Source organism: Vibrio sp. QJM3NY_35 (genome assembly GCF_057785915.1).
Genome location: NZ_CM173508.1, coordinates 1,184,803 through 1,198,667, shown reverse-complemented (window position 1 = coordinate 1,198,667; position 13,865 = coordinate 1,184,803). Strand labels below are relative to the sequence as shown.

General features: G+C 43.1%; 11 protein-coding genes and 1 pseudogene. 10 read left to right on the top strand and 2 right to left on the bottom strand.

Translation table 11 applies throughout. The features are described 5' to 3' along the window. Nucleotides 1-279 precede the first annotated feature (279 nt). The 6 genes and pseudogenes from AC3CH3_RS20725 (at nt 280) to ltrA (ending at nt 6,031) form a co-directional block, all read left to right on the top strand. The gene (locus AC3CH3_RS20725; protein ID WP_488538289.1) at nt 280-1,260 is read left to right on the top strand and encodes a helix-turn-helix transcriptional regulator; all 981 of its coding nucleotides are present in this window, start codon (nt 280-282) and stop codon (nt 1,258-1,260) included. Nucleotides 1,261-1,262: 2 nt separating this feature from the next. Further along, a complete protein-coding gene (locus AC3CH3_RS20720) occupies nt 1,263-1,805 on the top strand; it encodes a hypothetical protein (RefSeq protein ID WP_239828379.1) in 543 nt (180 codons plus the stop codon). Between the two features lie 718 nt (nt 1,806-2,523). Further along, nucleotides 2,524-3,246, top strand: coding sequence for an SIR2 family NAD-dependent protein deacylase (locus tag AC3CH3_RS20715; protein ID WP_239828378.1), 723 nt, complete (start codon nt 2,524-2,526; stop codon nt 3,244-3,246). Continuing rightward, complete coding sequence (locus AC3CH3_RS20710) at nt 3,237-3,569, top strand: cyclic-phosphate processing receiver domain-containing protein (RefSeq protein WP_488538288.1); 333 nt, start codon at nt 3,237-3,239, stop codon at nt 3,567-3,569. Before AC3CH3_RS20715 ends, AC3CH3_RS20710 begins: the two co-directional genes overlap by 10 nt. 623 nt (nt 3,570-4,192) lie before the next feature. Next, the gene (locus AC3CH3_RS20705) at nt 4,193-4,336 is read left to right on the top strand and encodes a hypothetical protein (RefSeq protein WP_162497971.1); all 144 of its coding nucleotides are present in this window, start codon (nt 4,193-4,195) and stop codon (nt 4,334-4,336) included. A 216-nt stretch (nt 4,337-4,552) separates the two neighbouring features. After that, nucleotides 4,553-6,031, top strand: a pseudogene (gene ltrA / locus AC3CH3_RS20700) (group II intron reverse transcriptase/maturase). 163 nt (nt 6,032-6,194) lie between these two features. On the opposite strand, the gene AC3CH3_RS20695 reads toward ltrA, so the two are convergent. Together AC3CH3_RS20695 and AC3CH3_RS20690 are read right to left on the bottom strand one after the other, a co-directional pair. Continuing rightward, nucleotides 6,195-7,028 carry a RecX family transcriptional regulator gene (locus AC3CH3_RS20695; RefSeq protein ID WP_019826779.1) on the bottom strand — a complete coding sequence of 278 codons (834 nt, stop codon included), beginning with the start codon at nt 7,026-7,028 and terminating at the stop codon, nt 6,195-6,197. Between the two features lie 204 nt (nt 7,029-7,232). Beyond that, on the bottom strand, nt 7,233-8,837 hold the full coding sequence (locus AC3CH3_RS20690) for a mechanosensitive ion channel family protein (protein ID WP_488538287.1): 1,605 nt from the start codon (nt 8,835-8,837) through the stop codon (nt 7,233-7,235). Between the two features lie 251 nt (nt 8,838-9,088). Between AC3CH3_RS20690 and AC3CH3_RS20685 the strand changes: the two genes are divergently transcribed. From AC3CH3_RS20685 to AC3CH3_RS20670, 4 genes are all read left to right on the top strand, one after another. Next, nucleotides 9,089-9,337 (top strand): hypothetical protein, encoded by a 249-nt coding sequence (locus tag AC3CH3_RS20685; protein ID WP_017062732.1) that lies wholly within the window; start codon nt 9,089-9,091, stop codon nt 9,335-9,337. Nucleotides 9,338-10,258: 921 nt separating this feature from the next. Continuing rightward, the gene (locus tag AC3CH3_RS20680) at nt 10,259-12,322 is read left to right on the top strand and encodes a protein-disulfide reductase DsbD family protein (protein ID WP_488539080.1); all 2,064 of its coding nucleotides are present in this window, start codon (nt 10,259-10,261) and stop codon (nt 12,320-12,322) included. A 3-nt stretch (nt 12,323-12,325) separates the two neighbouring features. Next, nucleotides 12,326-12,886 carry a protein disulfide oxidoreductase gene (locus tag AC3CH3_RS20675; RefSeq protein WP_488538286.1) on the top strand — a complete coding sequence of 187 codons (561 nt, stop codon included), beginning with the start codon at nt 12,326-12,328 and terminating at the stop codon, nt 12,884-12,886. A gap of 137 nt (nt 12,887-13,023) precedes the next feature. Next, entirely contained in the window at nt 13,024-13,743 is a 720-nt protein-coding gene (locus AC3CH3_RS20670) for a DsbA family protein (protein WP_488538285.1), read from the top strand. Nucleotides 13,744-13,865 lie beyond the last annotated feature (122 nt).

Here is a 13,865-nt window from a genome sequence, read left to right as displayed (position 1 = left end):
TCGCCCCGTGGGTTCATGGGGCGGATACTCTCCTTTACTGTGAAGTGATGATAATAGTCATTCGATGCCTCATATAAACCACCAATACGGTTGAATCAAAACCATCTATAACAGTCCAATTTGGGTTCATCCTTCTTAGTTAACTTGCCCCAACTTCCTCTTTTGGTGCAGCTTGTGACGATGCTCATAATATACAAAGCGGTAACGACAGGAGCTGTCGTTATAAGGTGCATAATTAGGTATGTTATCTATCCAATTGTAATTAAAAATTAAATTTGTATGGAAAGCTTTGAGAACAAGAGAGCAGTGCTCGCAAAAGTACCAATGAAAGGAAAAATCACTGCGCAGAAAATTCAGGAAAAGCTAGAGGCAGAAGGCAATATGTTGTCACTAAGAAGCATTCAACGCATTCTTAAAAGCCTTGATAAGTACGGAGTTGTACCAGACTCAGGTAAACCAATTGGATGGTCGCGAGAGCAAGGACTTGATTTAGGATTAACGGGAATGGATTTAAGCACCGCCATTACCCTAAACCTTGCTGAAAAGCATCTAGAGCAGGTTTTTCCTCCATCCTTGTTCAGTAATTTGGAATCGCACTTCAACGGTGCTAGATATTATCTTCGATATGAAAACAAAACGTCTCGAGGGCTATGGCCGCAAAAAGTATATATCCACCCTAAAGGCATGCCTTTGCTACCCTCTAAGCTAGCTGCTGAAACGATAAACGTCATGTATAAAGCCGTGTTTGAAGAGAAGTGTATCAGGCTTGTTTATCGCTCCATGTCTTCTAACAAAGAGCAGCAAGTCATGTTTCACCCATTTGGTATTGTCGTGCGTGGAGAGCGGAATTATTTGGTCGGGAAATTTGATGGCTACAGCGATATTCGTCAATTGTCGTTCAACCGCGTAATCAGTGCAGAGTCCTCTTACTTCCCTGCGATTGTTGATGAAGACTTCTCACTAGAGACATACGTTCAGCAGGGTGAAATGGGAGTCATCCGCCGCTCAAATAAACTTGCGATTAAACTATGGGTAACGCCAGTTTTTGCACAAATCCTAGATGAAACACCATTGTGTGAAGACCAGTTAATAGAACCCAAAGGTGAAGATTTTATCGTCCATGCGAACGTGGATGACACCGATGAATTTCGCCATTGGCTGCTGTCTGTGTGTAACCATGCAACAGTAGTAGAGCCTTTGGCATTACGTGAAGAAATAAAACAAACCCTTAGAGATAGTATCTCGTGGTATGAGGATTGAATATGTGTAATTCGGAAAACAAAGCTGTGCCTATTATTGATGCTTATTGGGAAGGTCCATACTCATCAAATGCACTAGAGGAACTTAAAGGGGTTCAAGGGCATTGTCTCTACCAAGTTTATGGCAGTCATCCTGTCTATGGTACTGATAGTTTGCTTTACATTGGGTTGTCAGATAGAAAAACAATTTTCGAACGACTAAATGAGCATTCTTGGATTCAAAACCAAGCTGACCTATGCAAGATTTTCATTGCTTCTTGTGGCAATTTTACTGGGTGGGAAGCTTGGAGCAAAGATAATAGAGAACGATATGACCACTACGAAGGAGAGAGTATTAAGTTATCAGCGATTGAATCACTATTAATTTATGCGCACCAACCGAGCTATAATAGTGCCAGCCTAAAATCGACGTCTTTTGCGGAAAAACCATTTCGCCTGTTCAATTCAGGCAGAAGAGCATTGTTGCTACCTGAAGTAAGCACGCAGTTCTATTCTGATAGTAAGCAAGCATTACCTTTGCCCCCGAAAAAACTGACTAGCATTTAAAGCGTCAACTCTTGTCGCATCCCTGCTGCAAACTCTCTCTAACTTACAGGAGAGAGTTTTATGTCTAATTGCCCCTTTCGCTTAGCAGAACACTACAGTTCAATTCAGTATCAGATCGTCCATGATCACAATTGCATCATTTCGCTTTATGAAAAACTAGGTGACTGTGTTATTGAGTGTTTATTTCTATCTCATTTGGTCAAAAAACTAGAATCAGTCACATGCAAAGAGAATTTGCTGGCGCTTATGAGCCACCTTATGGAGTTTGAATTAGCGCAGTTTCAGCCACTAGGTCTCATCCCAATACATAAAGAAGGGCCTAGGTGTTTTAATGGTGAGGCAGTCTACCTGTCTAATGAGTGCTTGGTGGTCAAAGTGTCTTCTTACCAATTTCCCACATGGCAGGTTTTGTTAACTGTTGTCGGACGAACGATTTACTCAGATTTTCCAAATACGCAGATGCAAACACACTTTGAGTTCTCAGGAATAACTTTATGAAAGTTTATCTTGATGGTTGTCGAGCCATACTAAATGGTTGGATGAGGGCGCATACGCAACATCAAACGATTGAAGTACTAAAAGAGTACAAAGCAAGTGAACTAAATTTTTCACTATATTCAGATATATCAATGGTTTATTGTTTTTTGTTGCGCTATGCGTCAAAACCTGTCGCATATCTTATTTACTATTAGTCTCAACAGTTTAATCACGAGAGAAGATGATGGTAAATAACACAGAAAAGAGAAAGATTGTTGTGTTTACAGGCGCAGGTATAAGTGCCGAAAGTGGTTTGCGCACTTTTCGAGATGGTGATGGTTTGTGGGAAAGTTATCCTATTCATGAACTAGCAACGAAAGATGCCTTTGAGCGTAACCCTAAGCTAGTGCTGAGCTTTTACAATCAACGTAAGGTTGCCGCCAAAAATGCACAACCTAACAAAGCTCACATAGCACTAGCTGAGTTAGAGGATGTTTATGACGTGGTCATCATTACTCAGAATGTCGATGACTTGCATGAAAGAGCGGGCAGTTCGAAAGTTATTCACCTACATGGGCAGTTAAATCGCGCCCAAAGTACCATTAATTCTTCAATTACTTATGACTGGGATAAGCAGATTGAGATTGGTCAACATTGTGAATTAAATAGCCAATTGAGGCCTAATATTGTTTGGTTTGGCGAACCAGTGATGTATTTAGAGGAGGCAAGGAAACATATTAAGTCTGCTTACAAAGTACTTGGAGTTGGAAGCTCTCTATCAGTTCAGCCTGCCGCCAGCTTACTCAATAAAGCGCCATTCAGGGCTGAGAAAATTCTTATTTCCCTTGAAATTAAGGGGAAAGTTCCTTTTGGTTACAAGTTCATGAGAGGCAAGGCGGCAAGTATCGTTCCAGTTATATGCAAGAACTGGCGAGAATTAGGAGTCAGTGGTAGATGCAAATGAAGGTCTATTTAGATGATGAGAGACAGGCCCCCGAAGGTTGGTATAGAGTTTATTGGTCAGAAGAGGCGATCGCGCTTTTGAATAAAGGTGATGTCACTGAAATCAGTCTTGATCATGATTTAGGCGATGATGAGCACGGTACTGGTTATGATGTAGTGTTGTGGATCGAAGAAGCTGTTGCTTTGCGAGGTTTCAAACCACCAATTATTCACGTTCATAGCGCCAACTCATCAGCGAGGCATAAGATGTCACTAGGTATAGTCAACATAGAGTTACTTTCATCTGCTCACAGCCAGTTGAATGAATTTCAAGCACAAACCTAATGTATGGTTAGTATTAAATATACGAGAAGCATTATGCGCGGAAGTGAACTGTACCAAGCCATTCGTAAGTTACAACTTTCAGGCCTTACCAGAGAGCAAGCGGCTGCTTGTGCCCATGAGCTTTATATAGCGAAGTGCTTCCCAAAAGCGTATGACACAAGGCGAGCTTTCAAACGATTTCTTAGTGTCGGCTTTTCTGACTCTGTAGCCGATTGTTTGGTTGAAATGCTATGGGAACTGAGATGCTACAGTATCGGTGATTAGAACGAGGGTTGAACGGTTGGAATATAGCTACGATTAATGTTGATGAATCCGCAAACTTTGTTCTGCACCATAAAAACTAGACAATTAGTTAAGTAACTTTTCATACCTGTAGTTATTCATGAATTGCTAATTTAGCAGAACCACTGACTTGTTTCTGTCCGTGCGACCTGAGGTCGTATGAAGCGTTGTTCACCGCTTAACGAGTGAACCATCTGTATCACCAGATGAACCTACGAGCCTGAATAAAGCAGCGGCTCGGACAATGTAACGAAACTTGGCCGTTGGGCTGAGTGGGAAAAGAATCGTGAGAGGACGTTCCTCCTGAAAACCACAATTCGGGTAAGTGCTAGGTAGTCAGTATGATGAACGTATGTGAATCCATTCAAGGTGCGTTATATGATGAAGCAGCGGAAGTGGTTAATACGCTGTGGCCAAAAGGCAATGAGAGTTGGAAAGAGGTTGGACAGTACTTTTTCGTGGTCGCCGTACTCTCCGCACTATAGTGGGCATCTAAGCTGACATTTTACGTAACATACGGAACAGGGTAAGCCTGTATCACTCCCTTTGGGAAAGCCTTTGTGGCCGATAGTGATGCAGGTATAGGAGGTCGGAAAAAGCGAAAGCTACATTGTAATGATGCAGATACAGACTTATGTCTGATCACGAAAGTGAGCCCACTTCCGACTGGTCTCCCATTGCGAGAGAATTTGAAGAACTTTATTCAAGGAGAAAACTCGAAAGAGATTAGTGCATCTTCTGACGGCGCTCAATGGCAGTCCATCGACTGGAAATCCGTTGAAGCACACGTATTGAAGCTTCAAATGCGTATCGCAAAAGCAACGAGAGAAAAGAAATACAGTAAGGTGAAGTCCTTACAGTGGCTCTTGACTCATTCTCGCTCAGCCAAGCTTCTTGCGGTTAAGCGAGTCTCTCAGAATAAAGGCAGTAAAACGTCTGGAATAGACGGCGTCACCTGGAACACAGATGTACGCCGTATGAAAGCAGTCAATCAACTGAGCCGCAAGGCTTACTCTGCAAAACCACTCAAACGTATCTACATCCCCAAAAAGAACGGTAAGCTCAGGCCATTGGGTATTCCATGCATGATTGATAGAGCGCAACAAGCCCTCCACCTTCTAGCATTAGAACCAGTGTCCGAAACGCTTGCCGATCTCAATAGCTATGGGTTTAGGCCAAATCGCAGTACGGCTGACGCCGTCAGTTAGTGTTTCAAATGTTTGGCTCTAAAGCGATCAGCGAAATGGGTTCTTGAGGGGGATATTAAGGCTTGCTTCGACAAAATCGGGCATCAATGGCTTATCGACAATATCACGGTTGATAAACGTATGTTAGAGCAATGGTTAAAGTCTGGCTATGTGGATAAGGGTCTGTTCTATGATACCGATGAGGGTACACCTCAAGGTGGAATAATATCTCCAACCTTGATGCTAATGACTCTCGCGGGAATAGAGCAACAAATAAAATCTACAGCTCTGAAAATGGGTGCTAGGGCCAACTTTATTGGTTATGCGGATGATTTCGTGGTCACCTGCTCTTCAAAGGAAGTGCTAGTGAACGATATCAAACCGTTGATTGCTGACTTTCTGGCAGAAAGAGGGTTAACCCTCTCCGAAGAGAAAACGAAGGTCACTCATATTGATGATGGCTTTGACTTTCTGGGTTTCAATCACAGGAAGTACAAAGGGAAATTGCTCATTAAACCGAGCAAATCTAACACGCTGTTATTCCTTAGAAATCTACGTGAACTTATTAAAAAGCACGCAACCACCCCTGTTAACGATCTTATCAAGTTGATAAATCCGAAACTTAGAGGGTGGGCGAATTACTATCGCCACTGTGTTGCTAAACAAGTATTCGGGTATGTCGGCCACAAACTATTCCAAGCGTTATGGCACTGGGCAGTTAGACGTCATCCAACCAAGTCCAAAGACTGGGTTGTTCATAAGTATTTTCTCAATCGTAAAGGCCAATGGCAATTTCACGGTTGGCAGAAAATCATGGACATGGACTGTCACTTCAATCTGTTCCAAATAGCGAAAGTGCCCATCGAGCGACACGTAAAAATCAGGAATGCAGCGACCCCTTTTGACCCTCAATACCAAGAATATTTGGTGAAGAGAAAATCTAAAAGGCTAGCTCGTAACTCTTGGAAAGAGCCTGTCCCGACTGCGTTATAAGTTGCTGGGTATCAATGATGCCTTAGTGGAGGCTTGAGCCGTATGCAGTGAAAGTTGCACGTACGGTTCTTAGAGGGGCGGCACTTGGTAACAAGTGTCGTCTACTCGACAATAGTTACTTAGGACAAACCAACATACTACATAGGAAATTTTTCCGGCTTAGTTATTCGTTATCTTCACTCAACGCAAATTTGATCTCGTCTGAAGAGAACCCCTTTCGACTTAGCATCGCGTAAGCCTTAGAGCGTTCTTTATGATCGTTTAGGTCATAAGACTTCTTCTGCAACTGTTCTAAACACGAAGAATAGAAGTCTAACTGCTCTTCATTAATCAATCGGTCGATGAGCGATGACAGCTCACTTGTGTCGATTTGTCGTTGTCTAAGTTCTTGCTGAATGACGGTCAGGCCCTTGCCTTTACGAGCATACTTGAGCACCTCTTTTGCCAAATCGGCTTTCTCGGCCTTAATTTGAATATTACTTTTCAGTTGATGCGCTTGTGGGTGCTGGTCAATCGCTACCTTAACTTGTTGATAGCTAAAGCCACGCTTTTGCAGTGTCGAAACCAGCTTTTCACGGCTCATGGTAAAGCTTGAATAGTAGTGGTTGATTCGGTCTATCAAGATGGTTTGTTCATCAGTAGACTTTTCGAACGACACTTTATGGATGGCATCAGAAATCACTGAATCGGTCAGACCCTTCTTCTTCAGTTTTTCGACAATGTATCGAGAACCAAATTCACCAGAGAAAGCTTGTTCCACGAATTGTTCTGCAAACACTTGGTCAGACTTGAGATACCCGAAGCCTTTCAATGTCTCTAAAGTTTCATCGATCCATTCTTGATTGTCGGTTTTCACTTTGAGCTTCGCAATCAACTCGCTTTCCGTCATGTCTCTCTGAGTTAAATGCCACATCGCAGAGTTCATAACGCTTTCAATTCGCGCCGCTTTTCTTACCGTTGTATTTCTAGTATTCGTTTTTTGCTGTGAATCATCCATTCGATTTCAACTTTCCAGATTAAGCCTACCCCATCATAACGTAATTCTAAGGTGGTTGAGTGACATAAAAGAATGAAGCTCAACATAAGCGGCAGCCAATAAAAATGGACGCTTGTTCAGCGTCCATTTGATATCACATTAAGAATGATGGCTCTAAGCCATGCTTAGCTTTTTCGTAATAGCTTTTCATACTAGATCTTTCGTTTAGTTCTCTTCGTGATTGTAAATATGTACATCTCGTTGAGGGAATGGAATCGTGATGCCTTCTTCATCGAAGCGTTTCTTCACGGTTTCCGTTACATCCCAGTACACATCCCAATAGTCATCAGTCTTAACCCAAGGTCGTACTACGAAATCAACAGAAGACGTATTCAAGGTATGAAGCTTGATCATATGTTCTGGTTTTTTCAACACTAGAGGGTGCGCAACAATGATGTCGTTCAATACCGCTTTCGCTTTATCGATATCATCTGAGTAACCAATACCGAAAACCATATCAACACGTCTCACACGTTCTGCCGTGATGTTGTTGATCACGTCACCCCAGATCTTGTTATTTGGGATCACCAAGCGTTGATTATCGATGGTTTGAACAGTCGTCGACACTAAGCTCATGTCTTTTACCGTGCCTTGCACACCCGCCACTTTAACCATGTCACCGACATCATAAGGACGGTAGATCAAGATCATCAAACCCGATGCAAAGTTAGATAGTGTGTCTTGCAATGCGAAACCAATGATGACACCGGCTACACCGAAACCAGTAAGAAGAGGTGCTAGCTCTATCCCTATTTGAGACAGTGCAATAAGCAAACCGATAAACACGACTGCTTTAGATGCGATGGATACAAAGAAGTCCTGCATCAATACACTGAAGTCCATTTTAGAGTGCGAAACACTCTTACGAACGGTTTTGCGAGCCACGTTAGCAATAAGGCGAGTTACATACAAAATACCTAGAAACAGAACCAGTTTAACGATAAAAGAAGGGGTATTTTCGAAAGCCCATGAACTGAACGAACGGAGCCAACCATCCAACAGTTCCAGTGCAACATCAACATCCAACACATCGGCGTTAATGTCGCCTGTCGTCGCTAACAAAACACGTTTATATGAAGTCACATCCACGCCAAACGGTTCCATTAGCGTGATGGTTTCTTCTAAGCTCGCGACCATAACGCTAGTACGCTCGCTGAAACGCTCAAGCTCCTTTTTAATGATCGCTTTCTCTTCTTCATTCACAAAAGACAAACGCGCTTCTAGATCTTGTCGCTGTGTGTCTGTGTAAAGAATGGCATTAGTCAGGTATTTAGAACGAGCAACTAACGCCGTTTTAAGTTCACCTTCAGGAACAGAAACATCAACACCACGCTCTTCCGACCAATTTAAGGTCTTAGCAAGCTGCTGATAATAGACATCCATCATTCCGATTCGTTTTTGAATACGCAATTCAAGGCGTTTTTTAGCGTCACCCTCAGCGGAACGATTTTCTTTACTCATTGAAACGATTTTAGTTTCATTCAATGACAGCAATTTTTGTAGCAGTTCAACCTGCTGAGCAAGAGTGACATCCAGCCCTTCTTTTTTATCTGACGATAGCTGTGAAAAAATCTCTTCGCGTAGACCCTGATTCTTACGCCTTAAGATATCTTCAAGAAAGGGTTTCTCAGCATCATGCGCCGTTTCTAATGTTGCTAGATCGAGCATTAACTGATCTTGTACTTCTGCGATTTTCTCAACGCTCTGCGCATAACTTCCAAATGCGACAAACGCCAACATTAACAATAGACAACGCCAAACCTTCATCATATTAATTCCTATTACTGTCTAAATTGACCCTATAAATAGTAGTAAAAAGAATATGGATAACAAGCATTTAAACGTATGTTATGTTAAAAAATCGCAAATTATCAGCCTGCTTCTAATATTTGAGAGTTCCAATCCCCTCTTATGACCTGTAGAGTACGCATCCAACAAAGAACAACAGCCAATATCTTCATTCGAGCACAGCACTAAAGCGCCCTAAATACGATGTTGGCTCATAGCAAGAGAGCATAAAAATGAACAACGAACTTGATATTATTGAGTCTCTAGAAGAACTAGAGCAATTCCTAATTTCAGTGGAAGCTGGCGGTTTAGGCCTTGAAGGCGTTGAAGGTGTAGGCATGGCAACCAATAATTCAGATGGTCGTCACTTCGTTGCTGTATTCAACAGCAGCCATAAAGTTCTACTTGCTCGCTGGATCACCAAAGAGGTGTTTGATAACGGTAAAGACTTGGTACGTAACGGCCCTCGCCGCACTCACTAAGCCTTTCCAATAGCACCAATGATTAAAGCCCAACACGTTCACTGACGATCTGTTGGGCTTTTTTGTATCGCCTGTCCCGTCCTGATAGTTAATAAACCACTCAATACAGAATAATTAGCGATAACTTTCAGTTGTTGTGAACTTTAGCTACAGCTCAATGTCGTATTCGCGTGAATTGGTGTTTATGCGTCTTTTATCGTGTATCTGCCGTTTCCCGCATTTATACATAGTTTCACTTTAACCATTTTATGACTTGTGGCACGAAGAGAACTTATCTAAGCTAACCACAATTCAACGAGCTCGTTTTAACAACTAACTGATTTGATTACTGACTAATTTGCTGAACACATCGCTACTTTTCTTATCTACACAGAATCGCCGACAAAAGCATTCGCTTTGGGCGCTCTTCCTGACTGGACTGGTTATCGTAACTTGTCTGGCGAGTACTCTGTCCATAAAGAAAGTATCGTTATCTGCATCCGCTAACGGCCAATCAGTCCTAGTTGGTGCACAAAATCATACAGAAACCAGTAATCCTCAAACCGACATTGCTTCTTCTGAAAAAATGGCCAACCTGTACGCCAGTGTTTTCGGTTTAGAAGCCTCTAAAATGTTAACGTCTCCCAATTCAAGTTCATGCAGCCTGAGTTCGAAAATGCTGACCTTTGCCGCCCCAAAAACCGGCTGGCTGATCCCATTCGTACTGATTATTGCAGTTGCATTTAACTTACCACCTCACATCTCGAGATTATCTAGAGACAATCATCGCTCCTCTCGACCTACAAAACACCGACTACATCTAAAGCATTGTATATTTAGAGAGTAAATAACCGGGCTACTACACCCTTTTATTTATTTTTTGGAGATACATTTGTGTACAACACACTACTAACTAAGTTTGTCGATTCATTGGCATTCTCTATGCGTACATGCGCGAAAACCTTAGTCACTGCCCTTTTGGTTATGACGTCATTTACCGCCTTGGCTCAAACCACGGGCTGGATAAGCGTGCCTGAGCATCCGCCTGTAAAAATGCGAATGATGTCGACGGGTGAACAGTCGGATGACGGCTCTAAGATTCAAACCGTGCTCGATGTCGTACTCGACGGCGACTGGAAAACCTATTGGCGCAGCCCAGGCGAAGGTGGCATTCCGCCAAGCTGGGACTGGTCTGGTTCAACAAACATTGAGTCAGTAGAGTGGCACTGGCCGATACCTAAATACTACGAGCAGCTTGACGTCATGACGTTAGGCTACAAAAAACATGTCAGCTTTCCTGTCACTTTATCCCTGAAAGACAACACGAAGCCTGCGATATTCAGGGCATCGTTTACCTTTCCGTCGTGTACCAATATCTGTGTGTTAACCGATTACGATATCGAACTGCCGATTGACCCACAAACTTTAGCGCTCGATGAAGAAGCGATGTTCTTGTTCAACCAAGGCATGAGCCAATCTCCACGAGAAGCTAATCGCACTTCAGTCAATGGTCTATTTTGGGACAAGAGCAAACAGCAACTGGTTACTCAGCTGACAAGTAAAAATGGCTGGGATAAGCCGATGGTGTTGATTGACGGGCAAGAAGTGATTGATGACTTCTTCTCTCAACCAAGCGTCCACATCGCAGACAATACAATGACGGCCGTATTTGATGTGAGCAACTGGATAGGTGAAGTCGACTTAACGGACCGTAACGTGAGTGTCACCGTTTCAGACACTAATTTCGCCGAAGAGATGACGGCCCAAGTTGGCTCAGAACCGATCGCTTACCAAACAAGCAACAACGGCTTTTTGGCGATGATAGGCTTCGCTTTAATTGGTGGTTTGATCCTCAACATCATGCCATGTGTGTTGCCAGTCTTAGGAATGAAATTAAACAGCATCATTCAAAACCAAGGTGCATCCAATCGTCATATCCGACTCTCATTCTTAGCTTCTGCTTCAGGTGTCATTACATCATTTGCGCTGTTAGCCCTAGGTATGACCGCACTAAAAATGGGTGGTAATGCGATTGGTTGGGGAATCCAATTCCAAAACGTTTGGTTCATCGGGTTCATGCTGATCATCACTTTGCTGTTCTCGATTAACCTGCTTGGGTTATTCGAATTCAGACTACCATCAGGTTTAAACACTTGGATGGCAACCAAAGGTGATGACTCACATTCAGGCCACTTTGTTCAAGGCATGTTTGCAACGCTGTTAGCAACGCCATGTAGCGCGCCATTCCTAGGAACCGCTGTCGCGTATGCACTCGGAGCAAGCTACCAAGAGCTATGGGCAATCTTCATCGCGCTCGGTATCGGTATGAGTGCGCCTTGGTTGATCTTTGCGCTATTCCCAAGCCTAACCAAATTGCTTCCAAAGCCTGGGGCGTGGATGTTCAAAGTTAAGCTGGTATTTGGCTTAATGATGTTCATTACCAGCCTATGGCTAACAAGCCTCCTTAGCCCATTCATTGGTAAATTCCCAACTATCTTGTTGTCACTGTTTATCGTGATTTCAGTATTGGTTTGGATTGGCCGTAAGTTGGGTCGCAAGGTGCTTATTCCTATCGTCGCAACCACTACCTTGATGTTTGGTGCTGCATTGATCGTCGGTAGTGTCACCGCTGATAACTGGGCGACTCCGATTGTTGACGATCTCGCTTGGCAAAAGCTGGATGCGAAGCAAATCCCTCAGCTCGTTGATGAAGGCAAAACGGTGTTTGTTGATGTAACTGCTGATTGGTGTATCACTTGTAAAGCCAACAAGATCGGCGTCATCCTTCAAGACCCTGTCTACAGCCACCTACAGCAAGAAGACATTGTTTTGATGAAAGGTGATTGGACAACACCAAGTGAAAGTGTCACTCAATACTTACAAAGTAATGGGCGATTTGGTGTGCCATTTAATATCGTCTACGGTCCGAGCTATAAAAGCGGTATTCCACTGCCTGTCATTATCAACAGTGACACTGTCGTGCAAGCCATCGATGCTGCGAGATAACTGATGAAGACTCCCAACAATGAAGAGAGATCTAACACGGCTGAAGACAGCACTATAAAGAGTGATGCCAAAAAGCCAAGTCGTCTTAAGAAGTGGGGAAAGGAACTGGTTTCAATGATACTTATCGTTGGCGTGGTTTCATTTGCCATGGACTTTTATCACAGCAGAAGTATGCCTCAGGGCGATGCGATTCCAATTGTGGGTCAATCGCTCCAAGGCGAAGATATTGATGTTATCGAGCTAAGCAAAAATGGTAAGCCAGTCATTGTCTATTTTTGGGCGACTTGGTGTGGTGCCTGCAAATTTGTGAGCCCAACCGTCAATAGCTTCAACGACTCCCATCAGGTGGTTTCGGTCGCTCTATCGTCTGGCCCAGACGAGCGTGTCCAGCGCTACTTGGATGCAAAAGAGTATGACTTCCCTGTTATCAATGATCTTTCTGGATCAATCAGCAGAAGTTGGGGCGTTAATGTCACTCCAAGCATCGTCATCATCAAAGACGGAAAGATCAGCAGTATCGCAACAGGCGTTACTTCTCCTATAGGGCTGTGGTTAAGAACCTAATTTGCCTAACTCGCTCACAAAGAAAAAACAGAGCAAAGCTAAGTGAATAAAGCGATTCAGCCCGTTTAACAAACAACATTAATGTGAGCGCAACCCAATAAGCGCTCACGATTATCACGAATTTGAGAAAAGACAATATGAAAAAGCATCTGATAAGCGCACTGATTTTAGGCTCACTATTGAGTACTAATGCCTCCGCAGAATTAAACAAAGAACAAACTCAACAACTTGAAGAAATTAATCAATTCCTGAAGGAAAACCCATCGACGATCTCTGGATTGCATACCAGTTTAGAGCAGTACGTAGCAGGTCAAGAGCAAACGAAAAAAGCCCAAGCGGAAAGCCATGATTGGTTATACAACAATGACGCCCACCCAATCACGGGCAATCCGGATGGCAAATCGGTCATCATTAACTTTACCGACTATAACTGCCCTTACTGTAAGCGCTTGGAAAAAGGCTTGGTTCAATTAGCCTCTGAAAACAGCGACATTAAAGTGATCAACGTGTACTTATCGTTTAAGCAGCAACAGGTTTCGGGGCTAGACACCAACGCGGCGCTATACGCGATGAAAGTATGGAAAGATAACCCAGAAGCATTCCCTGAAGTTGATAGATTGCTGATGGCGAAAAGCGGTATTCACTCGAAAAGCTCACTAGAAGCCGTTGCCAAGAAGACGGGAACAGAGGCGGAACTAAAAACAACTCAAGAACAAAACCAGGTTCTAACCACTAACCATCAAACGTTCAGTGCACTAGGCTTAACGGGCACTCCAACCATGATGATGAACGGAAATGTTTTACCAGGATATGTGCCTTATGACCGATTAAAAGAGATCGTGGATGACGCTTTTTAATCGAGTGTAGATAGAGATAAAGATTCAAAAGAGAAGTAATAAAAAGCCGACCGGTGTAACTCGCAGTCGGCTTTTGATGAGCTTAAGGTAATGTTTTCAATATTGTTTTTGAAACAGAAAAG

What these genes read in the sequence shown, in the direction of transcription:
- AC3CH3_RS20720 (WP_239828379.1), top strand. Translation starts at nt 1,263, where the DNA reads ATGTGTAATTCGGAAAACAAAGCTGTGCCTATTATTGATGCTTATTGG.
- AC3CH3_RS20685 (WP_017062732.1), top strand. Translation starts at nt 9,089, where the DNA reads ATGAACAACGAACTTGATATTATTGAGTCTCTAGAAGAACTAGAGCAA.
- AC3CH3_RS20715 (WP_239828378.1), top strand. Translation starts at nt 2,524, where the DNA reads ATGATGGTAAATAACACAGAAAAGAGAAAGATTGTTGTGTTTACAGGC.
- AC3CH3_RS20680 (WP_488539080.1), top strand. Translation starts at nt 10,259, where the DNA reads ATGCGTACATGCGCGAAAACCTTAGTCACTGCCCTTTTGGTTATGACG.
- AC3CH3_RS20690 (WP_488538287.1), bottom strand. Translation starts at nt 8,837, where the DNA reads ATGATGAAGGTTTGGCGTTGTCTATTGTTAATGTTGGCGTTTGTCGCA.
- AC3CH3_RS20695 (WP_019826779.1), bottom strand. Translation starts at nt 7,028, where the DNA reads ATGGATGATTCACAGCAAAAAACGAATACTAGAAATACAACGGTAAGA.
- AC3CH3_RS20670 (WP_488538285.1), top strand. Translation starts at nt 13,024, where the DNA reads ATGAAAAAGCATCTGATAAGCGCACTGATTTTAGGCTCACTATTGAGT.
- AC3CH3_RS20675 (WP_488538286.1), top strand. Translation starts at nt 12,326, where the DNA reads ATGAAGACTCCCAACAATGAAGAGAGATCTAACACGGCTGAAGACAGC.
- AC3CH3_RS20705 (WP_162497971.1), top strand. Translation starts at nt 4,193, where the DNA reads ATGATGAACGTATGTGAATCCATTCAAGGTGCGTTATATGATGAAGCA.
- AC3CH3_RS20710 (WP_488538288.1), top strand. Translation starts at nt 3,237, where the DNA reads ATGCAAATGAAGGTCTATTTAGATGATGAGAGACAGGCCCCCGAAGGT.
- AC3CH3_RS20725 (WP_488538289.1), top strand. Translation starts at nt 280, where the DNA reads ATGGAAAGCTTTGAGAACAAGAGAGCAGTGCTCGCAAAAGTACCAATG.